Source organism: Novosphingobium sp. FW305-C-30-35 (genome assembly GCF_058783135.1).
In genome coordinates this window covers 2,327,907-2,347,874 of sequence record NZ_JBYSYJ010000001.1, presented here as the reverse complement: position 1 = coordinate 2,347,874, position 19,968 = coordinate 2,327,907, and the positions used below count along the sequence as shown (strand labels likewise).

The window sequence follows — 19,968 nt, the reverse complement described above, 5'->3', positions numbered from 1 at the left end:
CTATTCCTTTCCGAACAAGGGCCAGAGCAAACCTGCCTGGCGCCACCGCCGCGCGCTCTTGCCCTGCGCCAGCATTGCCGCCCGCGCCTTGGCCAGCGCCTGCGCTTTCTCGGTCAGCCGCCGCACCAGCCCGGCGCCATCGGCCCGCCCCTCGATCATGCGAGGCGCATCCGCCGCCACGGCCGCCACAGCGCGGCGACCACGGCCGGCGGCAGCGTTGCCGCCTTCTTCTCGTCGTCACGCGCGCGATGCTGGTGCGCCGCAAGCCGGATCACGCCATGGCGGATCGCCTCGGGCAAAGTGGTCCAGTCGCTGGCAAGACCGGCAACATAGGTCACCACCACCCGCGTCTGCTCGATCGGCCGGCGCAACCGCACAAGGCCGGTGCCATCGGCACGAATGTCCAGCTCGTAATCGGTCGAAGCCAGCGCCGTGCGCAGACCCGCCGTGCTCAGACCTGCCATCGCGGTGATCGCGGTAACCGGTCGCGCCGAGAGCGCCTGCCACTCGCCACTGGCTTCCAGCACGTCCTCGCAGCCCGATTGCAGCGGCATCGTGCCGGTAAAGCCCTCGCACACGTCAAACGCGGCGCGCATCAGCGAGGCCAGCTCGCCATCGTCGGCGGTCCGGGAAATCCCGAGCCAGGCCTTCAGTTCGCTAAGCGCCGCCGAGGCCACGGCTGGCGGCGCGACAATTGCCCGCATCATGGCAATCTCCGGTCATCTTGGAAGGAAAGGGGGCCTGCGGCGGCAGGGGGAGGAACCGCCGCAGGCATCCGGAGGCCGTCAGGCTTCCGGAAGGGTCAGCCGATCGCCAATCAGGCCGTGATTCTCAGCAGCTTGATCGCATCGCTGTCCATGACCTGCCCGCCCACGCGGCGGGTGGCATAGAACTGGACGTAGGGCTTGTTGGTATAGGGATCGCGCAGGATCGTGGTCTGGCGGCGTTCCGCGATGAGGTAACCGGCCTTGAAGTTGCCGAACGCGATCGGGAAGGCGTTGGCCGCCACATCCGGCATGTCCTCGGCCTCGACCACCGGATAGCCGAGCAGGCGATCGGGCTGGCCCTGTACCAGACCCGGCTGCCACAGGAACGCGCCGTCCGAAGTCTTGAGCTTGCGGATCGTCGCCAGCGTGGTCGAGTTCATCACCCACACTGCGCCCTGGCGCAGCGGCGCCTTCATCTGGAACACCAGATCGATCAGCTTGGCCTCCGGTGCACTGTCAAAGCCCGATGCATTGCCCGAACCGATGAACTGCAGCGCACCGAAGGCACGGGTATTGTCGCCCGCAGCGCTGGTCGTCGCGGTGAGGAAGCCCTTGGGCTGGTTGGTGCCGGTACCGTTGATGAACGCCGCACCTTCGGCGCGAGCAAATTCGGTCGCGATCTCGCCCGCCAGCCAGCTCTCGACATCGAACGCCGCGTCATCGAGCATCGCCTGCGTCGCCGAAGGATTGGCGTAGAGTTCTCCGGTCGGCGGCAGGATCTCGGCCAGCTTGGGGCTTGCCGTTTCGGGACGCGCCCCGGTCTCGCTGACCCAGCCCGAAGCCGCGCCGCCGATCGACACCAGGCGACGGAAGCCCGAAGTGCCGGTCTGCACGACATTGGCCACCGAACGGATCGGGCTGATCTCCACCATGCGGCGCGCGATCATCTCGTCGATCTTCTGCGGCACGGCAAAGCCGCCATCGGCCGGCACGGTGCCCGAAAGCGCCTTCAACTCGGTCTCGCGGCCATGGCGGACATAGCCGTCGATGAAGCCGTTGATCTCCTGACCGCCTTCCGCACCGCCAGCCAGCATCGGACGAACCGCCATGCGGCCCGCCCGCTCGATCCGGCCTTTCACTTCCTCCACCTCGCTGCGCAGCGCGGCGATGGCGGCATCGTGCGCATCCTGGCGCTCGACGATGTCGAACGATTCAGCGATGGCATCGGCCTTGGTTTCGATCTCCAGATTATCCATGTGGCTCAACGTCCTTTCTGCATGAAACAGGTCGCACGGGACCGCGCGGCCCATCGGGGACTTCGGTTTCGGGAAAATCAGCCCGCCTCGGGCTCAACGTAGTGGACCCGCGCCAGCGGCTGCATCGGCCGGGTCACCAGGCTCACCTCGAACAGGTCGAGGTCCTCGAGCTCGCGCCCTCCCGGCAGCGCCCGGCCCTTGAGCACGCGGTATCCGAACGAAAGCCCGTCCACCGCGCCGTTCTTGAGCGCCCGCGCCGCCGCCGAATCCGCGGCATCGATCCGCGCCACCACGCGCAGGCCGCGCTCGTCCTCGCCTGCGCTCTCGATCCAGCCGATGCGCTGGTCGGGGCGGTGCTGCCACAGCAGCGGCAGCTTCAGCCCTTCGGCCAGCCTGCGCTCGAGACTGCCCTTGAACGCGCCCGGCAGGATCGTATCGCCGCCGCTGTCGCGCTTGCGGAAGATCGCGGCGTAGCCCGCGAACCGCACCGGGGCGCTCAACGCACCAGCTCCATCAGGCCCGTGCGCACCGCGATGCCCAGCAGCAGCAGCGCCAGCAGGCCCCGCACCACCCAGGTCACCACGGCCTTCCACGCGCTCGCCTTGGCATCGCGCCAGGCGCCTAGCAGCTGACGCAGCTCTGCCATGTCGGTCGGCGCATGATCGTCAGCCAGCCCCATCCGGCTCAGCACCCGTGCCGCGCCGAGGTCCGAAGCCTCTTCCACGATCGCCCGCAACGTGACGAGATCGCCGCCCTCGTCCTCGGCCTGCGCGACCAGCCGCGCCAGCATGTCCTCGCGTGTCATGCCCGCACCTCACCGATCCCGAGCCCAAAGCCGAGCATTTGGCGCTTCTCCTCAGCCGAGAGGAAGTCCGCGCCCGAAACCTGGGCCCACAACCGCTCGCGATCCTCGGCCAGCGCCGGCACCGCATCGAGATCGACGCTCAGCGCCGCCCCGGCAAACGAACCTGACAGCCCCTCGGCCAGCGCGGAGAGCACCTTCCCCGCCAGCGGCAGCAGCGTCAGCCGCCACAGCGCCCGGTTCGCCTCGCGATAGTTGGCGTAAGTGTTATCGCCCGGAATCCCCAGCAGCATCGGCGGCACGCCGAAGGCCAGAGCGATGTCGCGCGCCGCCGCCGCCTTCAGCGTGGCAAAGTCCATGTCCGCCGGGGTCAGCGCCAGCGCCTGCCACTTCAGGCCGCCTTCCAGCAGCATCGGCCTCCCGGCATTGCCCATGCCCGAATAGGCCGCCGTCAGCTCCGCCTTGATCCGCTCGAACTGGTCGGCAGAGAGAGCCGCCCCCGGCTCGCCGGGATCATAGACCAGCGCCCCCGAAGGCCGCGCCGCATTCTCCAGCAACGCGCGGTTCCAGCCCGCCGCTGCATTGTGGATGGCCACAGCCTCCTCGGCTGCCTCCAGGCACCCCGCGCCATAATGATCGTCAAGCGGATGGAAGTGCTTCACATGGATCAGGTTCGGACGTCCGAAGTCGTCCGTCGCCTCGATCCGCATCGCCTTCTCGCCGACCTTGTAGGCAAAGGCCGCCGGCCATCCGCCGGCATCGGGGATCACCGTCACCCGCTCGGGCCGCAGCGCAAACAGCTCCACCGGCACGCCATCGGCATCGCGCAGCACCTGGACATAGGCATTGCCGTGCAGCAGCAGATGCGCCGCCAGCGTCTCGATCAGCGGCTGGCCCGCACTGGTCTCGCTGATCAGCGCCAGCAGCTCGGGCTGCGAAGCCCTGACCGGCGCCCCGCCGATCCCTTCGGCCACGAGCCGCACCGCGCGCTGTGCCACCGGGTTGCGCAAGTAGGCCTCGCGGATCGCCACGGGATAGTTGATCGGCCCGCGGGCGCTATCCCCGCGCCAGTCCGAAGCGGCAATCCACGGCGAGACGAAACTGCGCCCCAGCGGCGCGCGCGGCGTCACCGCCTCGCCCTTGAAGGCAGCAGCAAGCGATTGAAAGAACGACATAGTCTGCCTTTCATGATGAACTGAATGACCGCCCAGCAAGGCGCACTTCTCTTCTCCCCTCCCGCAAGCGCGAGGGGGTGGGGTGGGCAAGCAGCACCACCAAAACCTTCAATCAAACCAGATGCGCGGCTCCGCCTGTTGCCCCAGCATCAGCTCGGTCAGCGCCCAGACACAGGCATCCGCCCGGTCTGGAGATCGCCCCGGCCCCTGGTATTCGCCGCCCGGCATCATTCCGCACAACTCGTCCTCCAGCCTTGCGAACATTCCGGCATGGCGCACCCGCCCCGCTTCATAGAGCGCCGCCACCGGCTCGGCCCGCGCCGCCTTGCCCCGGCTTGCATGGACAAGGCGCAGGGGCAGGCTCGCCTGTGCCGCACGCAGCACCGCGCTCACCATCTCGCCACCCTGGTTCGCCTCGGCCACCACCCGGTCAGCCGACCAGGCCTGCGCGGCATTGACGACGGCGCGGGCCCAGCGCTCGGGACTGGCCTGTTCCACCGAACAGTCGGCCAGCACCCGGGCGATCCGGTCATCCCCGATGCCGCACACCACGATCCCGCAGGCATCGCCATGCGCGCTCGCCGGAGGGTCCACTCCGATCACGATCCGCGTGCACGGCGGCGCTGCGTCTTCGCGGCTCTCTTCGATCAGGCGGCGGCTCCACAGCGCGCCCACCAGATCCTCGATCATCTCGCCCAGCAGCTCCTGCCGGCCCAGCATGGTCCCGCCAAAGATCTTGCGCATCGCCTCAAGGAAGCGCTCGGGCAGGTTCGCGGCGTTGTCGAAGGTCGTGCCCCGCGTCACCACCACGTCTTCACGCCTGTCCGAGTTCTGGCCACCCATGACCCGCGCCACCAGCGGCACCGGCCGCGGCGTGGTTGTCGCCACCAGTCTGGGATCGCTCCCCAGCCGCAGCCCCATCAGCAGGTTGTCCCAGGTCGAAAGCGCCCGGTTCGACATGTTGTCCCACTTGGCAATCTCGTCGCACCAGGCATGGCTGTGCTGCGGCCCGCGCAAGGTTTCCGGTTCGCCCGCCGAATAGAGGAACGCCTGTGCCCCGTTCGGCCAGGTCAGGCGCCGGACCGAACTTTCATAGGTCGGCCGCCGCCATGGCGCCCCGATCGAAAGCAACCCGCTCTCGCCTTCCACCATCACGCTGCGCGCTTCGTGGAGCGACGATCCGATCAGCGCGATCCGCGCCTCCGGATCGTTCTCGGCCACGCCGCGCACCCATTCCGCACCCAGCCGGGTCTTGCCGAACCCGCGCCCGGCCATGACCAGCCACACCCGCCAGTCGTCGTCCGGCGCAAGCTGGTTTTCCCGCGCCCAGGTCCGCCAGTCGAACGGCCACTCGATAATCTCCTTGTCGTCCAGGCCTTCGACGAAAGCGGCGATGCGCTCGGGGCTTGCATCGGACAGCCAGTCCAGCAAAGCCCGCTCAGCCATGCGCGCTCACGTCCATGGCCGCAGCCTGGCGCTGCTTCTGCACTTCCTCGCGGATCTGCAGCAGCTTGGCATGGAGCGATTGGCGCACGGCTTCGACGTCGGCATTGTCGCGGATCGCCCGCTCGCGCGCCACGGTCTCGCGATGCTGCGAAAGCAGGCGCAGAGCAGTTGCATTGTCGAACTTCGCACCATCCTTCGGCTCGCCAAAGCGCAGGCGATGCAGCACTTCGATCTCCAGCAGGTCGTAACCCTCGCACAGGGCCTCGCGCCATCTGGCGGCAAATTCGCTGTCGTCGCGCTTGTCCTTGTAGGCCCGCGAGGCCGGAATGTCCGCCGCCGCTGCCGCCGCCGTCACGTTCGACGTTTCGGCCAGCACGGCCAGAAACACCGGTCGCCAGGGCCTGTTGCTCTTCTTCGCCTTCACCGGTTGCGCAGGTGCCAGTTCCGTATCAGGAACGTCTGCGCATGCGGTCTCCGCACATGACTCATCGGCACCCGGCTGCACTTTCGGCTTGGCCATGCGGACCATCCCTTTCGGAATTGAGCTTTTCTGACGCCACCGCCCGCCGTTCCCGCTGTCAGAACGATTCGGCCTCGCGATGTTCTTGTTATGTACTCAATTGGCCGGGAAAGTCAATCAAAAAGTTCCAATAAGGTTATCTTCGCCCTTCGACATAACCAAACCACAAGAAGCTCTGGCACTCCGTCCCCGCCTCCCCTATCCGCACAACCGCAACAACGAACAGGATCCCGATGCTCCGCCGCCTTTACGATTGGACCATGGCCAAGGCCGCGCACCCCCATGCCGAATGGTGGCTCGCGCTGTTCGCGTTCATGGAGGCAAGCTTCTTCCCGATCCCGCCGCACCCGCTGCTCGGCCTGATGTGTCTGGCTGAACCCAGGAAGGCCGTGCGCTTCGCCGCTGTTGCCACGATCGCCTCGGTTCTCGGCGGTCTGCTCGGCTACGCAATCGGCTATGGCCTCTATGACACTGTCGGCACCCAGCTCCTGGCCGCGCTGCACCTGACCGAAAGCTTCCCCAAGGCAGCGTGCTACCTGCGCGAATACGGGGTCGAGATCATCATGATCAAGGGCGCCACGCCCATCCCGTTCAAGCTGCTGACGATCACCGCCGGCTTCATCGCCATGCCGCTGGTGCCGTTCATCCTTGCCAGCATCGTCAGCCGCTCGATCAGCTTCATGATCGTCGGCGTGCTGTTCCGCCTGTTCGGTGCGCCGATCAAGCGCTTCATCGACAAGTACCTCGGCCTTGTCACCGTCGGCTTCGTCCTGCTTGTCGTCGGTGGCTTCATCGCCGCGACAATGCTCGGCGGCGGCGGCACGTCGGATACCAAGGCCAAGTGCGAACAGATCGCGCCCGTTACCGCATCCTGATTGTGGAATACGCTTTTTGCGCCTCTTGACGGTTCACCGCATCTTCAGGATTTTTCGTCACAACTGAAACTGTCTTTGCGACTTTTGCATGGGTCGGAGCATCGCGCTCCTTTCAGGCCGGTGCTCCTTCCGAATCGAAGGAAGGAAGAGCATGGGACGTGTGATAGGCGCCAACACCCTTGGGGAGGATATCCGGCTGCAGATGGAAGGCTACGGCCTCACCACCATCCAGATCCACTATTACCTGCCGGACCACCCCAGCCTGCTGCAGATGTTCGCCTTCCAGCAATACGATCTCGCCCCCCGATTCCCGCGCCTCCACGGCTTCCTCGATCACTGGCGGCGCGAAATCGAGGCTGCCCTCCACTCGGTCCGCATCGCCCACAATCACCTGATTGGCCCGCAGGAATGGCGCGCCGTCGATGGCGTCATTTCCATCAACTGATCGTCAGCCCATTATTCTCCCCTCCCGCCTGCGGGAGGGGTTGGGGGTGGGCAAAGGCGCAACCCCCGAATATTAAAGCCCAAACCGGTAGGAATACCCCAGACCGACCGAAAACTGCGTGCGCTGCCCGCGCTCCCGGATCAGCGAACTCGCCGCAGGCTCGCCGCCCAGCCGGTCCACGCCGGCAAACACCGCCACCGCCCGCTTCGGACTGAGCGGCCGGATCAGGCTGGCGCCCAACCCGTAGGAAACCAGCCCGCCATCGGGCCGCGAAATCGCCAGGCCCGTGCGCGCCGCCTGGGCCCCATCCACCCCGTAATAGGTCTGCATGAAATCGCTGCTGGCAAAGGTCGCGCGCGGCCCCACTGCATAGATCACCTTGCCCCAGCGCCCGGAATACTGCGCCAGCACGTCGCCCACCACGCCCTCGTGCCCGCCAAAGCCCTGCCGGACCTCGGCCCGCAGGCGCCATTGCTTCTTCGCGCCCAGCCGCTTCTCGACAAAGCCGCCGGCCTCCCCGGCAATGTCCACGTCGCCCATCCCGCGCAGGGCATCGCTGCCCCCGGCAATCAGGAACGGCGATCCGCCATCGTCATCGTTCCGCCCGAAGCGGGTCCGCACGATCGGCCCTGCCTTCCAGCCATCGCGGTTCACCGCGTTCCAGCCGAGGCCATCCTGCACCGAAAGGAACAGCGTGTCCTTGTAGTTGATCCGCAGGTCCGGGAAGATCGACAGTGCGGTGTCCTTCGATCCGGCCCAGGCCATCCCGAACACCGGCGCCACGCCCACGGTCATCGTCCACCCTTGGGGTGCCATCGGCGGCCCCGCCGGGCGCACAGGTGCAGTGGCCGAAGGCGCTGTCTGCGCCAATGCCGGATGCGGCAGGGCCAGATTCGCCAGGGAAAGCCCGAGGGCAGTAGGCACCATCGCCCGAATGACACGCATCCTTATTCTCCTCAGTGTAAGTAACGACCCGTCGTGTCCTATGGATTGCCTTCACGACCAGCACTTTGCGGCAATGTGTCGAAAACTTGCCCTTGTGCTGCGCACGCTGTCCCGCAATCCTCGCGCCATGCTCACGCTCTACCACTGCAAGAACGCCCGCTCCTTCCGCGCGCTCTGGGCGCTTGAGGAAATGGGCCTGCCCTACCGGCTCCACACCCTCCCCTTCCCGCCGCGCCACCGGCATGAAGGCATGCACGAAATCAACCCCTTGGGCACGATTCCGGTCCTGATCGATGGCGATGTGAGAATGACCGAAAGCGTCGCGATCCCGCACTACCTCGCCACGAAGTACGGCCCGACGGACCTCGCCGTCGCCCCGCACGAGGAAGGCTACGCCGCCTACCTCAACTTCCTCGTCATGGGCGAGGCGACGCTCACCTTCCCGCAGACCATCCACCTGCGCTACCAGGTCTTCGCCAAGCCCGGAGAGCGCCGCCCCGAAATCGCGCGCGACTACGCCGAATGGTTCGGCTCGCGATTGCGCAATGCGGAAGGCATGATGGGTGAGGAATTCGTCGCTGCCGGACGGTTCACCATGGCCGACATCTCGGTTGGCTATGCGATCATGCTCGCGCTGTCGGTCGGCCTCGAAGAGTTCGTGCCGAGTTCGCTGCGCGACCGCTGGAGTTCGCTTTCTGCCCGCGAGAGTTGGAAACGCGCGATTGCCGCCCAGGAATCAAGCGCCTAAGCGCGGCGGATGGCCCTCATTGCGTTCAACAAGCCCTTCGGCGTGCTCTGCCAGTTCTCTCCCGAACGCACTGGCCCGCCCCGGCCCACGCTCGCGGATTTCATAGACTTCCCGGGCGTTTACCCGGCCGGCCGGCTTGACCATGACAGCGAAGGCCTGCTGCTCCTGACCGACGACGGCCACCTCCAGTCCCGCATCGCCGACCCGCGCCACAAGCTGCCAAAAACCTATCTCGTTCAGGTGGAAGGCGAGCCCGACGAGGCCGCACTGCAGGCGCTGTGCAAGGGGGTCACGCTCAAGGACGGCCCCACCCTACCCGCCAGGGCGGAGCGGATCGACGACCCGGCGCTCTGGCCCCGCGATCCGCCGATCCGCGTGAGAAAATCGATCCCCCACAGCTGGTTGCGCCTCACGATCCGCGAAGGTCGCAACCGCCAGGTCCGCCGCATGACCGCCGCCGTCGGCCACCCGACACTGCGCCTCGTCCGCTGGCAGATCGGCGACTGGACACTCGACGGGATTGCGCCCGGAGAATGGCGAGCGCTCTAAAGCGGTTACTCTACGGTGACCGACTTCGCCAAGTTGCGCGGCTGATCGACGTCAGTGCCCTTGGCCACGGCGACATGGTAGGCGAGCAACTGCACCGGCACCGCATAGACCAGCGGCGCGATCAGCGGGTGGACCTTGGGCATCTCGATGGTGGCCAGGCACCCCTCGCCCGCTTCGGCAATGCCTTCGGCGTCCGAGATCAGCACGACCTTGCCGCCGCGGGCACGCACTTCCTGCATGTTGCTGACGGTCTTTTCGAAGAGCGGTCCGGAAGGCGCCAGCACGATCACCGGCACAGCCTCGTCGATCAGCGCGATGGGGCCGTGCTTCATCTCGCCGCTGGCATAGCCCTCTGCGTGGATGTAGCTGATTTCCTTGAGCTTCAGCGCTCCTTCCAGCGCCAGCGGATAATCCGGCCCACGGCCAAGATAGAGCACGTCGCGCGCAGGCGCGATCAGGTGCGCCATGCCGGCAATCTCCTCGTCGTGGGCAAGCGCAGCGTTGAGGCAGGCCGGAGTCTCGACCAGCTGCTCGACGATCTCGGCCTCTTCCTCACGGCTGAGCCGCCCGCGCTTGACCGCAAGGTGCGCCGCGAGCGCCGCCAGCACGGCGAGCTGACAGGTGAAGGCCTTGGTCGAGGCTACGCCGATTTCCGGCCCGGCATGGGTCGGCAGCAGCAGGTCCGCCTCGCGGGCCATCGAACTCGTCGGCACGTTGACGACGACGGCGATGGTCTGCCCCGCGGCCTTGCAATGCCGCAGCGCCGCCAGCGTGTCTGCCGTCTCACCGCTCTGCGAGATGAACAGGGCAAGGCCGCCCGGCTCGAGCACGGGATCGCGGTAACGGAATTCCGATGCCACATCGATGTCCACCGGCAGCCGCGCGAACTGTTCGAACCAGTACTTTGCGACCATCCCGGCGTAGAAACTCGTTCCGCAGGCGACGATGGTCACGCGGTTGATGCTGGCGAGATCGAAGTCGATCTGCGGCAGCGCCACGGTCTGCTCCACCCGGCGCAGGTAGGAGCGCAGCGTTTGTGCCACCACCACCGGCTGCTCGAAGATCTCCTTCTGCATGAAGTGGCGGTAGTTGCCCTTCTCGATCGCAGCTGCGGTTGCGCCCGAGGCGACGATGGGACGCTCGACCGGATTGTTTTCGGCATCGAAGATCTGCGCGCCATCGCGGGTGATGACCACCCAGTCGCCCTCCTCGAGATAGGTGATCCGCTGCGTCAGCGGGGCGAGCGCCAGCGCGTCCGATCCAAGATAGGTCTCTCCCTCGCCATAGCCCACCACCAGCGGCGAACCGAGACGCGCACCGATCAGCATGTCGTCATGGGTCCGGAAGGCGATGGCAAGGGCGAAGGCCCCGCGCAAGGTCGGCAGCACGGCCTTGACCGCGTCCTGCGGCGAAAGCCCCGCCTCGACCTGTTCGGACACGAGGTGGGCGACGACTTCGGTATCGGTCTCGCTTTCGAACGTGCGGCCGCGCGCGATCAGCGCTTCGCGCAGCGGCTTGAAGTTTTCGATGATGCCGTTGTGGACCAGCGCGACTTCACCCGTGGCATGGGGGTGCGCATTGCTGGTCGTCGGCGCGCCATGCGTTGCCCAGCGGGTGTGGGCGATGCCGATCAGGCCCGAGGCCGGATTGCGCGCCAGTTCCGCCACAAGATTATTGAGCTTGCCCTCGGCCCGCCGCCGCACGAGCTGACCGCCTTCGACAGTGCAGATGCCCGCCGAGTCATAGCCGCGATATTCCATCCGCCGCAGGCCATCGACCAGCCGGTCTGCCACCTGTTCCTTGCCGACGATTCCGATGATTCCGCACATTTGGGGATGGGCTTTCGTTTAGAGTGTTGTGGCGCTTAGAGCGTATAAGGCACGCGGATGCCGGGCATGGTTGCCGGAAAATCCTTGGTATTTCGTGTAATCAGAATGGCCCCGTTAACCTGTGCAGTAGCCAGGATATAGGCATCCATCAGCTTCATCCGGCTGCGATAGCGGATATCGGCTGCTGCAGTGGCGATCCGCGCATCGATTTCCACGCAATCGAAATGGCTCAAGGCTTCACGCACCAGATCGCGCCTTTCCAGTGCTTCACCGGCCATCACTTCGGTCCATACGATCCTGCTGATGCGGTGGCTGCGATATCGCGCGATCTCCTGCGTGGCATGGGGCATCCGCCGCAGCCAGTCGATCACGATGTTGGTGTCGAAAAACGGTGCCGACACGGTCAGATGTCTTCGTAAGGTCGGCGATCCTCGCGCATGGCGCGCTGATATTCGACGCTGTCGCCGATATCGGTGCGATGGGCCCACAACCCGGCATAGCGGTCAATCCAGTCGTTGCTCGTATCGCTCTGCACGAGAAAAAGCTTCACCGCCTCGCGCACGAGCGCGGCCCGCGACTTGCCCTGTTCGCTGGCACGCGCATCAAGCGCGGCAATGTCTTCATCCGGGATATCGGCGAGGATACGAGTCATGGTGATATCATGATATGATATCGTGCTATCGTCAAGTCCTGAGGAACGCATCCCTGCCCTCGCCGGTTGCCTGTGGAAACCCATCGCAGGAGCACCCGATGAGCATTTTCAGCAAGATCATGGACGCCATCTCGTGGAAGGGCACGCGCCCGACCCAGACCGGCCAGACGCCAAAACCCGCGCCCACCGCAACCCCTGCTGCCCCTTCGCCATCGACGCCGGCGCCGGCGCCCGCACCAACGGCAACCGCAGCCCCCGTTTCGCAGTTTGACGTCGAAGCCAATCTTGCCGAAATGGCGCAGGGCAAGGACCTCAACTGGCGCAGCTCGATCGTCGACCTGATGAAGCTGCTCGGCATCGATTCCAGCCTTGCCAACCGCAAGGAACTCGCCCAGGAACTGGGCTACACCGGCGCCCTCGACGGTTCGGCCGAAATGAACATCTGGCTGCACAAGGCAACCATGCGCAAGCTGGCGCAGAACGGCGGCAAGGTGCCGGCGGCGATGCTGGATTGAATGTGCGTGAGGGTAAGGGTGCGTCCCTTACCCCCGCTTTTCGGCCTTCTTCTTCTTCATCGCATCGTGGAAGCGGTCGGCCCAGCCCGGTTTCACCAGCTGTTCGGCCCGCACCATCCGCAGCTCGCCGTCAGCCACGTCACGTGACACTGCGCTGCCTGCCGCGACGATGGCGTCCGCGCCGATCTTCACGGGGGCGATCAGCGCCGAGTTCGAGCCGATGAAGGCACGCTCGCCGATAGTGGTCTTGTACTTGAAGTAGCCGTCATAGTTGCAGGTGATCGTGCCTGCGCCGATGTTCGCCTCGGCACCCACTTCGGCATCGCCGAGGTAGGTGAGGTGGCTGGCCTTGGCGCCGCGGTGCATGACCGTGTTCTTGACCTCGACGAAGTTGCCGACCTTGACGTCCTCCTCCAGCTTCGCACCAGGCCGCAGGCGGGCATAGGGACCGATGTGGACGCCGGGCGAGAGCGTCGCGCCTTCGAGATGGCAAAAGGCGTGGATCGTCACGCCATCGGCCACGGTCACGCCGGGGCCGAAGAACACGTTGGGCTCTACCGTCACATCGCGGCCAAGCACGGTGTCCCACGAAAACCACACGGTTTCGGGCGCGATCAGCGTTGCGCCATCGGCCATGGCCTGCGCCCGGCGGCGCAGCTGCCAGCGGCCTTCGGCTTCGGCAAGCTCCGCGCGGCTGTTGATCCCGGCCACTTCATCGGCATCGTCGGTGACGACCACGGCACAAGTCCGGCCATCGGCAATCGCGATGTTGACCACGTCGGGCAGGTAGTATTCGCCTTGGGCATTGTCGTTGCCGACGCGGGCGAGCAGGCCGAACAGGTCCGCGCTGCGCACCGCCATGAGGCCCGAATTGCACACGCGGCAGGCACGCTCCTCGTCGGTCGCGTCCTTGTGCTCGACCATCTTCACGATCCGCCCATCTTCAGCAATCACGCGTCCGTATTGCAGGGTATCGGCGGGCGCGAAGCCCAGCACGACCGCGGCTGGCGCATCATTTTCATGCAATCGCGCGATCATCGCCCGCATCGTCTCGGCGCGCACAAACGGCACGTCGCCATAGAGAATCAGCACATCGCCCTCAAATCCGGCGAGCGCGCCCTCGGCCTGCTGCACGGCGTGCGCTGTGCCCAGCTGCGGGTCCTGCACGGCAATCGTCGCAGATCCGCCGAGCGCCTTTTCCAGCTGCTCGCGCCCGTGCCCTGCCACCACCACCTGACGCTGCGGCGAGAGCTCCGCAGCGCTCGCCATCAGGTGCCCTACCATCGGCCTGCCCGCGATCGGATGCAGCACCTTGTGCAGGTCGCTCTTCATGCGGGTGCCTTTTCCGGCGGCGAGGACGATAATGGCGAGGGGGGTCTGTTCAGTCATGGCCGCACCCTTGCCAGACAAATCTTGCGCTTTCCAGAACAGCGCGCCACTTGGGCGCACCATGGCGGATTTTCCTTATGCAATCGTCGGATTCGATCTCGACGGCACGCTGCTCGATACCAGCCGCGATCTCGGCGTCGCGCTCAATCACGCGCTGGCCCTCGCAGGCAGGCCACCTGTGCCGCTGGAAGAAACGAAGCGCCACATCGGCGGCGGCGCGGCGCAGATGCTGCGTTCGGCGCTGACGGAATCGGGCGGAGTGGACGAGGACGCCTTCCCCGGCCTGCAGGCGAGCCTGATTGAATTCTACGGCCACAACATCGCCCATCACACCGAACTTTTTCCCGGTGGCGCAGCGATGATGGACGAACTCGACGCGCGCGGCGTGAAGATCGCCATCGCCACCAACAAGGCTGAAGGCCTGGCGGTCAGGCTATTCGAGGAACTGGGCCTGCTCCACCGCTTCGCCTGCGTGATCGGCGGCGATACGCTGGGTCGCCATCGGTCGAAGCCCAAGCCCGACATGCTGCACGAAATGGTCGCGCGCTGTGGCGGAGGCCCTGCAGCTTTCGTCGGCGATACCACCTTCGACGTGGGCGCCGCCAAGGCCGCGCAAATGCCGGTCGTCGCCGTCCGCTTCGGCTTCAACGACCTTCCGGCTGACGACCTTGGCGCCGATGCCGTAATCGATCATTATGATGAGCTGGTGCCGACGCTGGAGCGTCTCGCCAGCGTCGCGCAGAGCGTCTAGGCTTTCCCGGATGACCGCTCCCCTAGCCCTTACCATCGGCGATCCGGCAGGCGTCGGCCCGGAACTTGCCGCCGCCGCGTGGGCGTTGCGCGATAGCGAAGGCTTGCCCCCGTTCTTCGTCGTCGGCTCGGCCCGAGTTATCGAGGAAGCGGCGCGACGGCGTGGCATCTTGGTGCCGGTCTGCACGGTCAAGGCGCCCGATGAAGTGGCGGAATGCTTTGACGGCGCGCTGCCGGTGCTGGACCTTGCCGATCTGCGCTACACTCCGGGCGAGCCTGACGACGCGGGCGCCAGCCTTGCCCTGAATGCGCTTGCCACTGCCACCGGCCTCGTCCGCTCGGGCGCGGCATCGGCGCTGGTCACTGGCCCCATCGCCAAGAGCCGCTTGGCGAGGGTCGGTTTCGATCACCCGGGGCAGACTGAATTCGTGGCGCAAGCCTGCGGCGTGACGGCCGAGAACGCGGTGATGATGCTCGCCGGGCCGAGCCTCAAGGTCGTGCCGATCACCGTCCACGTGGCACTGCGGCTGGTGCCGGACATGCTCACCGCCGAACTGATCCGCACCCGCGCCGCGATCACCGCTGCGGCCCTGACGCGCGACTACGGCCTCACCGCCCCGCGCCTCGCGGTCGCCGGGCTAAACCCCCACGCGGGCGAGGACGGGCGCATGGGCCATGAGGACACGCAGGTCGTCGCTCCCGCCGTGGCCATGCTTCGTGACGCCGGGATCAACGCCTTCGGACCGCTCCCGCCGGATACCATGTTCCACGCCGAAGCGCGCGAGAGCTATGACGTGGCCATCTGCATGTACCACGATCAGGCGCTGATCCCGATGAAGGCGCTGGATTTCGATGCTGGCGTGAACGTGACGCTCGGCCTGCCGATCATCCGCACCTCGCCCGATCACGGCACCGCCTTCGCCATCGCCGGCACGGGCAAGGCGCGCGTCGGCCCCACTATCGCAGCGCTGCGCATGGCGGGCGAATGTGCCGCGCGGAGGGCTTCGGCATGACCGACCTCCCCCCTCTACGCGACGTCATCAATCGCCACGGCCTCTTCGCCACCAAGGCGCTCGGCCAGAACTTCCTGTTCGACGAGCAGTTGCTCGATCGCATCGCGCGCGTCCCGGGCAAGCTCAAGGGCGAGAATGTTCTCGAAGTCGGTCCCGGCCCCGGCGGCCTGACCCGCGCCCTGCTGCGGGCAGGCGCAAACGTCACCGCGATCGAAATGGACAAGCGCTGCATGCCTGCGCTTGCCGAACTGTCCGATGCCTTTCCCGGCCAGCTGACCGTGATTCAGGGCGATGCCACAAGGATCGATCCGGCAACGCTGTTTGAAGGTCCGTGGCACGTCGCGGCGAACCTGCCCTACAACGTCGGCACGCAGCTGTTCACCGGCTGGCTATCCGGGCAAGACTGGCCGCCGCAGTGGAAGTCGTTGACGCTGATGTTCCAGCTGGAAGTGGCGGAGCGCATCGTCGCCGCGCCCGGCACGGATGCCTATGGCCGCCTTGCCGTGCTGGCACAGTGGCGCGCGTCCCCGCGCATAGCGATGAAGGTTCACCGCAGTGCCTTCACTCCGCCGCCCAAGGTCATGTCGGCGATCGTCCATGTCGAGCCCGGCACGATGCCCGAAGGCGTCTCCGCCCGCATGCTGGAGCGCGTGACGGAAGCCGCCTTTGGCCAGCGCCGCAAGATGTTGCGCCAGTCCCTGAAGGGCCTGCCCGGCGCGCTGGACGCGCTCGAAGCGCTCGGCATCGACGCACAGCGCCGGGCCGAGACGTTGAGCGTGGAGGAATTCGTCTCCATCGCCCGCGTGCTGACGAAGTAAGGGCGGACCCGCAGGCCCGCCCCCTTCAAGTTCAGGCCGGCTCGGCGACCTTCGCCAAAGCGGCCTTCTTCTTCAGGCGCCATGCATGCAACAAAGGCTCGGTATAGCCGTTGGGCTGCTCCACCCCGTTGAACACCAGATCGCAGGCCGCACGGAAGGCAAAGCTTTCTTCCCAATTTCCGGCCATCGGCTCGTAGAGCGGATCGCCCGCGTTCTGCGCATCGACCTTGGCTGCCATGCGCTTTAGGCTGTCCATGACCTGTTCGTTGGTGGCCACGCCGTGCAGCAGCCAGTTGGCCATGTGCTGGCTGGAAATCCGCAAGGTCGCGCGGTCCTCCATCAGCCCGATGTCATTGATGTCCGGCACCTTGGAGCAGCCGACGCCCTGATCGATCCAGCGCACGACATAGCCGAGCAGGCCTTGCGCGTTGTTGTCCAGTTCCTCGCGCACTTCCTCTTCCGACCAGTTGGCACCATCGGCCAGCGGAATGGCGAGAAGCGCGTCCAGACCCGGTGTCGCTTCCTGCGCAACGTCGCGCTGAACCCCGAACACATCGACCTGATGATAGTGCATCGCGTGCAGCGTTGCCGCCGTGGGCGAAGGCACCCAGGCTGTGTTCGCCCCGGTGCGGGGATGCGCGATCTTCTGTTGCATCATGTCGTGCATCATGTCGGGCGCGGCCCACATGCCCTTGCCGATCTGCGCCTTGCCCGAAAGCCTGTGGGCCAGACCGATGCAGACGTTGCGCTTTTCGTAAGCCGCGATCCAGCCAGATCCCTTGATGGCCCCTTTCCGGATCATCGCCCCCGCCTGCATCGAGGTGTGGATCTCGTCGCCGGTGCGGTCGAGGAAGCCGGTATTGATGAACACGATGCGGTCGCGAACCTTCTCGATGCAGGCGGCGAGATTGGCAGACGTGCGCCGCTCCTCGTCCATCACGCCAACCTTCACGGTGTGGCGTTCCAGCCCGAGCAGGTCCTCGACCGCGTTGAACAGGTCATTGGTGAAGGCGACTTCTTCAGGCCCGTGCATCTTGGGCTTGACGATATAGATGCTGCCGGTGCGGCTGTTGCGGTGGCGGCCCAGCTCCTTGAGGTCGTGCATGCCAATCGCCGACGTGATCACAGCGTCCATGATGCCTTCCGGTATCTCGCTGCCGTCCTGGAGCAGGATCGCCGGATTGGTCATCAGGTGGCCGACATTGCGCACGAACAGCAGGCTGCGCCCCGGCAGCGTGATCGCCTCTCCCTTGGCCGAAGTCCACTCGCGGTCCGGCTCAAGCGCGCGGGTCATGGTCTTGCCGCCCTTGCTGAATCTCGCCTCGAGATCGCCGCGCATCAGGCCGAGCCAGTTGCGATAGGCCAGCAGCTTGTCTTCGGCGTCGACTGCAGCGACCGAATCCTCGAGGTCGACAATGCTGGTCAGCGCCGCTTCCATGACGATATCGGCAATGCCCGCCTTGTCATCCATGCCCACCGGGTGCGTCCGGTCCAGCACGATTTCGACATGCAAACCGTTGTTGCACAGTAGAATGCCACCGGGTTTCGTGCCGGCAAACTGCATCTCATCGCACAACGGCAGGCTGCTCGCCCCGTCCCATTCGGTCCAGCTCATGCCGTCCAGCGGGAATGTCAGGTCAAGGAACGCGCGGCCTGCGCGGACCACCGCCGCGCCGCGTTCCTTGTCATAGCCGCCCGGCCGGGCCGGGGCCGCATCGAGCGCGTCGGTGCCGTACCAGGCATCGTAGAGACTACCCCAGCGCGCATTCGCCGCATTGAGCACGAACCGGTCATTCAGAACCGGCACGACCAGCTGCGGCCCTGCCATGCAGGCAATCTCGCGGTCGACGTTCTGCGTGCCGATCACGAAATCCTCAGGCTCTGCCACAAGATAGCCGATCTCGGTCAGGAACGCGCGATACTCGGCCGGATCGATCGGCTTGCCCTTGCGCTCGCGGTGCCACGAATCAATCAGCGCCTGCAGCGCATCGCGCTTGTCGAGGAGCATGCGATTTACCGGGGCGAAATGGCCGACCAGCGCGGCAAAGCCCTGCCAGAATGCGCCCGCGTCAAGCCCAAGTGGCCCGAGCACGTCATTGTCGATGAAGCTGGCGAGGTTAGCGTCGACCTTCAGGCCGCTGCGTTCGATACGTCCGTTCATTTCACCCATGTCCATACGCTCACATAAGCGGCGCCCCGCAAATCTTGCGAAAAGCCGAATCCGATGAACCTGGGGAGGAACGGCTAAAGCCTATGCATGATCCGACATTGCATTGCAATCATGCGAAAGTCGTGCCTCAGCCGAATGCCTCTGCATAGAGCCGCTCGATCTCCGCCGCATCGGGCACGCGCGGGTTGTTGCCGGGTGATCCCGAAGCCAGCGCCTGCCGCGCCATTTCCGGCACCACCTCGAACCACCGCGCCTCGCTGATACCGTGAGAACGCGGGGATGGCACGGACAGGTCAGCGTTCAATGCTGCCAGTTCCTCCAGCAGCCGCGCCACCGCCGCCTGATCGCCCTCGTCCGCACTGGCGACGCCCATCGCCCGCGCGCAATCGGCATAGCGCGCAAGCGCGGCTGGCGCGGAGAAGGCCGTCACCGCAGGCAGCAGCATGGCGTTGGAAAGCCCGTGCGGCACATGAAAGAACGCGCCCACCGGTCGGCTCATGCCATGAACCAGCGCCACGCTGGCGTTGGAGAATGCGATCCCCGCATGATGCGCCCCCACCATCATCGCCTCGCGCGCTGCCCGGTTGCCCGGCTCGTTACAGGCAGTGCGAATAGCGGGCGCGATCAGCTTCATCGCCGAAAGCGCCATGGCATCGCTGAAGGCATTGGCCTTTTTCGAGACGTAAGCCTCGATCGCATGGGTAAGCGAATCGATGCCGGTATCGGCTGTCAGCCGCGCGGGCTTGCCCATGGTCAGTTCGAAATCGACGATCGCCACGGTCGGCAGAAAAGCAAGGCCAGCGCAAAGCATTTTCTCGCTGCTGGCCTCATCGGTGACGATGGTGAACTTCGTTGCCTCCGATCCGGTCCCAGCCGTGGTAGGCACGGCGATGATCGGCAGGCCGGGCACGTCCGTCGTTGCCGGAGTCTTCATCGACTGGACCGGCCTCGGCTCCACCGCCAGTGCGGCAATGGCCTTTGCCGTATCGATCGGGCTGCCGCCGCCGAAGCCGATAACGCAATCGCAATCGGCAGCACGCAGGGACTCCAGCGCAGCTTCAACCACCGCCACGGTCGGATCGGGCACCGTATCGGCGAAGACAATGGCATCGATTCCGGCTTCTTCGAGCACGGCAAGCAACGTCGCCACCATCCCGCTGCTCACGAGAAATGCGTCGGTCACGATGAACGGTCGCGACACCCCGCACTGGGCAAGCGCTTCCGGCAATTCGGCCAGTGCGCCTGCGCCTACCCTGATGATCCGTGGAAGATTGATCGCCGCCATGCCTGTCCTCTTGCCAAAGCCTGCCTATCCGACCGCAAATCGCGGCGGACGGCAAGCTGGCAAAAGCATCCGGTCAGGC

23 protein-coding genes are annotated in these 19,968 nt (G+C 65.9%); 8 read left to right on the top strand and 15 right to left on the bottom strand.

What is annotated here, in order from left to right:
- The 8 genes from AC3WLM_RS11625 to AC3WLM_RS11590 all read right to left on the bottom strand — a co-directional run bounded on the left by AC3WLM_RS11625 (position 1) and on the right by AC3WLM_RS11590 (position 5,906).
- Positions 1 to 159, bottom strand: coding sequence for a hypothetical protein (locus AC3WLM_RS11625; protein ID WP_156135949.1), 159 nt, complete (start codon positions 157 to 159; stop codon positions 1 to 3).
- Positions 156 to 707 carry a head-tail connector protein gene (locus AC3WLM_RS11620; protein WP_193827714.1) on the bottom strand — a complete coding sequence of 184 codons (552 nt, stop codon included), beginning with the start codon at positions 705 to 707 and terminating at the stop codon, positions 156 to 158. The genes AC3WLM_RS11625 and AC3WLM_RS11620 overlap by 4 nt, the downstream gene beginning before the upstream one ends.
- Before the next feature lie 110 nt (positions 708 to 817).
- The gene (locus tag AC3WLM_RS11615) at positions 818 to 1,963 is read right to left on the bottom strand and encodes a phage major capsid protein (RefSeq protein WP_492477433.1); all 1,146 of its coding nucleotides are present in this window, start codon (positions 1,961 to 1,963) and stop codon (positions 818 to 820) included.
- Positions 1,964 to 2,040: 77 nt separating this feature from the next.
- A complete protein-coding gene (locus tag AC3WLM_RS11610) occupies positions 2,041 to 2,451 on the bottom strand; it encodes an HK97 family phage prohead protease (RefSeq protein WP_427466085.1) in 411 nt (136 codons plus the stop codon).
- Between the two features lie 8 nt (positions 2,452 to 2,459).
- Complete coding sequence (locus tag AC3WLM_RS11605; RefSeq protein ID WP_039338591.1) at positions 2,460 to 2,768, bottom strand: DUF6127 family protein; 309 nt, start codon at positions 2,766 to 2,768, stop codon at positions 2,460 to 2,462.
- On the bottom strand, positions 2,765 to 3,940 hold the full coding sequence (locus AC3WLM_RS11600) for a phage portal protein (protein ID WP_492477432.1): 1,176 nt from the start codon (positions 3,938 to 3,940) through the stop codon (positions 2,765 to 2,767). Before AC3WLM_RS11600 ends, AC3WLM_RS11605 begins: the two co-directional genes overlap by 4 nt.
- Positions 3,941 to 4,048: 108 nt before the next feature.
- On the bottom strand, positions 4,049 to 5,386 hold the full coding sequence (locus AC3WLM_RS11595) for a DNA-packaging protein (RefSeq protein WP_492477431.1): 1,338 nt from the start codon (positions 5,384 to 5,386) through the stop codon (positions 4,049 to 4,051).
- Entirely contained in the window at positions 5,379 to 5,906 is a 528-nt protein-coding gene (locus AC3WLM_RS11590; RefSeq protein WP_492477430.1) for a hypothetical protein, read from the bottom strand. The genes AC3WLM_RS11595 and AC3WLM_RS11590 overlap by 8 nt, the downstream gene beginning before the upstream one ends.
- A gap of 233 nt (positions 5,907 to 6,139) precedes the next feature.
- Between AC3WLM_RS11590 and AC3WLM_RS11585 the strand changes: the two genes are divergently transcribed.
- Together AC3WLM_RS11585 and AC3WLM_RS11580 are read left to right on the top strand one after the other, a co-directional pair.
- Positions 6,140 to 6,781 carry a YqaA family protein gene (locus AC3WLM_RS11585; protein ID WP_039338587.1) on the top strand — a complete coding sequence of 214 codons (642 nt, stop codon included), beginning with the start codon at positions 6,140 to 6,142 and terminating at the stop codon, positions 6,779 to 6,781.
- A 151-nt stretch (positions 6,782 to 6,932) separates the two neighbouring features.
- A complete protein-coding gene (locus tag AC3WLM_RS11580) occupies positions 6,933 to 7,226 on the top strand; it encodes an usg protein (protein ID WP_052242786.1) in 294 nt (97 codons plus the stop codon).
- A 72-nt stretch (positions 7,227 to 7,298) separates the two neighbouring features.
- Here AC3WLM_RS11580 and AC3WLM_RS11575 read toward each other — a convergent pair whose 3' ends face one another.
- Positions 7,299 to 8,171, bottom strand: coding sequence for a MipA/OmpV family protein (locus tag AC3WLM_RS11575; protein ID WP_492477429.1), 873 nt, complete (start codon positions 8,169 to 8,171; stop codon positions 7,299 to 7,301).
- A 73-nt stretch (positions 8,172 to 8,244) separates the two neighbouring features.
- On the opposite strand from AC3WLM_RS11575, the gene AC3WLM_RS11570 reads away from it, so the two are divergent.
- Together AC3WLM_RS11570 and AC3WLM_RS11565 are read left to right on the top strand one after the other, a co-directional pair.
- A complete protein-coding gene (locus AC3WLM_RS11570) occupies positions 8,245 to 8,919 on the top strand; it encodes a glutathione S-transferase family protein (protein ID WP_492477428.1) in 675 nt (224 codons plus the stop codon).
- Between the two features lie 9 nt (positions 8,920 to 8,928).
- The gene (locus AC3WLM_RS11565) at positions 8,929 to 9,468 is read left to right on the top strand and encodes a pseudouridine synthase (RefSeq protein ID WP_492477427.1); all 540 of its coding nucleotides are present in this window, start codon (positions 8,929 to 8,931) and stop codon (positions 9,466 to 9,468) included.
- 5 nt (positions 9,469 to 9,473) lie between these two features.
- Here the strand turns inward: AC3WLM_RS11565 and glmS are convergent, their stop codons facing one another.
- Genes glmS through AC3WLM_RS11550 form a run of 3 tightly spaced genes read right to left on the bottom strand, consistent with a single transcriptional unit; the run spans position 9,474 to position 11,949 of the window.
- Positions 9,474 to 11,297, bottom strand: coding sequence for a glutamine--fructose-6-phosphate transaminase (isomerizing) (glmS, locus tag AC3WLM_RS11560; protein ID WP_492477426.1), 1,824 nt, complete (start codon positions 11,295 to 11,297; stop codon positions 9,474 to 9,476).
- A gap of 35 nt (positions 11,298 to 11,332) precedes the next feature.
- A complete protein-coding gene (locus tag AC3WLM_RS11555; protein WP_039337932.1) occupies positions 11,333 to 11,698 on the bottom strand; it encodes a type II toxin-antitoxin system VapC family toxin in 366 nt (121 codons plus the stop codon).
- A gap of 2 nt (positions 11,699 to 11,700) precedes the next feature.
- Entirely contained in the window at positions 11,701 to 11,949 is a 249-nt protein-coding gene (locus AC3WLM_RS11550) for a ribbon-helix-helix protein, CopG family (protein WP_039337931.1), read from the bottom strand.
- Positions 11,950 to 12,047: 98 nt separating this feature from the next.
- Here AC3WLM_RS11550 and AC3WLM_RS11545 point away from each other — a divergent pair, with 98 nt between their 5' ends.
- Positions 12,048 to 12,464, top strand: coding sequence for a DUF3597 domain-containing protein (locus tag AC3WLM_RS11545; protein ID WP_039337930.1), 417 nt, complete (start codon positions 12,048 to 12,050; stop codon positions 12,462 to 12,464).
- Between the two features lie 27 nt (positions 12,465 to 12,491).
- On the opposite strand, the gene glmU is transcribed toward AC3WLM_RS11545, so the two are convergent.
- On the bottom strand, positions 12,492 to 13,853 hold the full coding sequence (glmU, locus tag AC3WLM_RS11540; protein WP_193827706.1) for a bifunctional UDP-N-acetylglucosamine diphosphorylase/glucosamine-1-phosphate N-acetyltransferase GlmU: 1,362 nt from the start codon (positions 13,851 to 13,853) through the stop codon (positions 12,492 to 12,494).
- Between the two features lie 61 nt (positions 13,854 to 13,914).
- On the opposite strand from glmU, the gene AC3WLM_RS11535 reads away from it, so the two are divergent.
- From AC3WLM_RS11535 to rsmA, 3 genes are read left to right on the top strand one after another with little or no spacing between them, the layout of a single operon-like run.
- Complete coding sequence (locus AC3WLM_RS11535; RefSeq protein WP_193827705.1) at positions 13,915 to 14,604, top strand: HAD-IA family hydrolase; 690 nt, start codon at positions 13,915 to 13,917, stop codon at positions 14,602 to 14,604.
- A 10-nt stretch (positions 14,605 to 14,614) separates the two neighbouring features.
- Positions 14,615 to 15,616 carry a 4-hydroxythreonine-4-phosphate dehydrogenase PdxA gene (gene pdxA / locus AC3WLM_RS11530; protein WP_492477425.1) on the top strand — a complete coding sequence of 334 codons (1,002 nt, stop codon included), beginning with the start codon at positions 14,615 to 14,617 and terminating at the stop codon, positions 15,614 to 15,616.
- On the top strand, positions 15,613 to 16,434 hold the full coding sequence (gene rsmA, locus AC3WLM_RS11525; protein WP_039337953.1) for a 16S rRNA (adenine(1518)-N(6)/adenine(1519)-N(6))-dimethyltransferase RsmA: 822 nt from the start codon (positions 15,613 to 15,615) through the stop codon (positions 16,432 to 16,434). The genes pdxA and rsmA overlap by 4 nt, the downstream gene beginning before the upstream one ends.
- Positions 16,435 to 16,465: 31 nt before the next feature.
- Here the strand turns inward: rsmA and AC3WLM_RS11520 are convergent, their stop codons facing one another.
- Positions 16,466 to 18,595: a malate synthase G gene (locus AC3WLM_RS11520; RefSeq protein WP_492477424.1), complete on the bottom strand. Its 2,130-nt coding sequence runs from the start codon at positions 18,593 to 18,595 to the stop codon at positions 16,466 to 16,468.
- Positions 18,596 to 18,731: 136 nt separating this feature from the next.
- Positions 18,732 to 19,889 carry an iron-containing alcohol dehydrogenase gene (locus tag AC3WLM_RS11515; RefSeq protein ID WP_492477423.1) on the bottom strand — a complete coding sequence of 386 codons (1,158 nt, stop codon included), beginning with the start codon at positions 19,887 to 19,889 and terminating at the stop codon, positions 18,732 to 18,734.
- Between the last annotated feature and the right edge of the window lie 79 nt (positions 19,890 to 19,968).

Coding starts and splice junctions, on each gene's coding strand:
- AC3WLM_RS11575 (WP_492477429.1), bottom strand. CDS start 8,171: ATGCGTGTCATTCGGGCGATGGTGCCTACTGCCCTCGGGCTTTCCCTG.
- rsmA (WP_039337953.1), top strand. CDS start 15,613: ATGACCGACCTCCCCCCTCTACGCGACGTCATCAATCGCCACGGCCTC.
- AC3WLM_RS11585 (WP_039338587.1), top strand. CDS start 6,140: ATGCTCCGCCGCCTTTACGATTGGACCATGGCCAAGGCCGCGCACCCC.
- AC3WLM_RS11535 (WP_193827705.1), top strand. CDS start 13,915: ATGGCGGATTTTCCTTATGCAATCGTCGGATTCGATCTCGACGGCACG.
- AC3WLM_RS11545 (WP_039337930.1), top strand. CDS start 12,048: ATGAGCATTTTCAGCAAGATCATGGACGCCATCTCGTGGAAGGGCACG.
- AC3WLM_RS11595 (WP_492477431.1), bottom strand. CDS start 5,386: ATGGCTGAGCGGGCTTTGCTGGACTGGCTGTCCGATGCAAGCCCCGAG.
- pdxA (WP_492477425.1), top strand. CDS start 14,615: ATGACCGCTCCCCTAGCCCTTACCATCGGCGATCCGGCAGGCGTCGGC.
- AC3WLM_RS11620 (WP_193827714.1), bottom strand. CDS start 707: ATGATGCGGGCAATTGTCGCGCCGCCAGCCGTGGCCTCGGCGGCGCTT.
- AC3WLM_RS11590 (WP_492477430.1), bottom strand. CDS start 5,906: ATGGCCAAGCCGAAAGTGCAGCCGGGTGCCGATGAGTCATGTGCGGAG.
- AC3WLM_RS11600 (WP_492477432.1), bottom strand. CDS start 3,940: ATGTCGTTCTTTCAATCGCTTGCTGCTGCCTTCAAGGGCGAGGCGGTG.
- AC3WLM_RS11565 (WP_492477427.1), top strand. CDS start 8,929: ATGGCCCTCATTGCGTTCAACAAGCCCTTCGGCGTGCTCTGCCAGTTC.
- AC3WLM_RS11580 (WP_052242786.1), top strand. CDS start 6,933: ATGGGACGTGTGATAGGCGCCAACACCCTTGGGGAGGATATCCGGCTG.
- glmS (WP_492477426.1), bottom strand. CDS start 11,297: ATGTGCGGAATCATCGGAATCGTCGGCAAGGAACAGGTGGCAGACCGG.
- AC3WLM_RS11515 (WP_492477423.1), bottom strand. CDS start 19,889: ATGGCGGCGATCAATCTTCCACGGATCATCAGGGTAGGCGCAGGCGCA.
- AC3WLM_RS11570 (WP_492477428.1), top strand. CDS start 8,245: ATGTGTCGAAAACTTGCCCTTGTGCTGCGCACGCTGTCCCGCAATCCT.
- AC3WLM_RS11615 (WP_492477433.1), bottom strand. CDS start 1,963: ATGGATAATCTGGAGATCGAAACCAAGGCCGATGCCATCGCTGAATCG.
- AC3WLM_RS11520 (WP_492477424.1), bottom strand. CDS start 18,595: ATGAACGGACGTATCGAACGCAGCGGCCTGAAGGTCGACGCTAACCTC.
- AC3WLM_RS11625 (WP_156135949.1), bottom strand. CDS start 159: ATGATCGAGGGGCGGGCCGATGGCGCCGGGCTGGTGCGGCGGCTGACC.
- AC3WLM_RS11550 (WP_039337931.1), bottom strand. CDS start 11,949: ATGACTCGTATCCTCGCCGATATCCCGGATGAAGACATTGCCGCGCTT.
- glmU (WP_193827706.1), bottom strand. CDS start 13,853: ATGACTGAACAGACCCCCCTCGCCATTATCGTCCTCGCCGCCGGAAAA.
- AC3WLM_RS11605 (WP_039338591.1), bottom strand. CDS start 2,768: ATGACACGCGAGGACATGCTGGCGCGGCTGGTCGCGCAGGCCGAGGAC.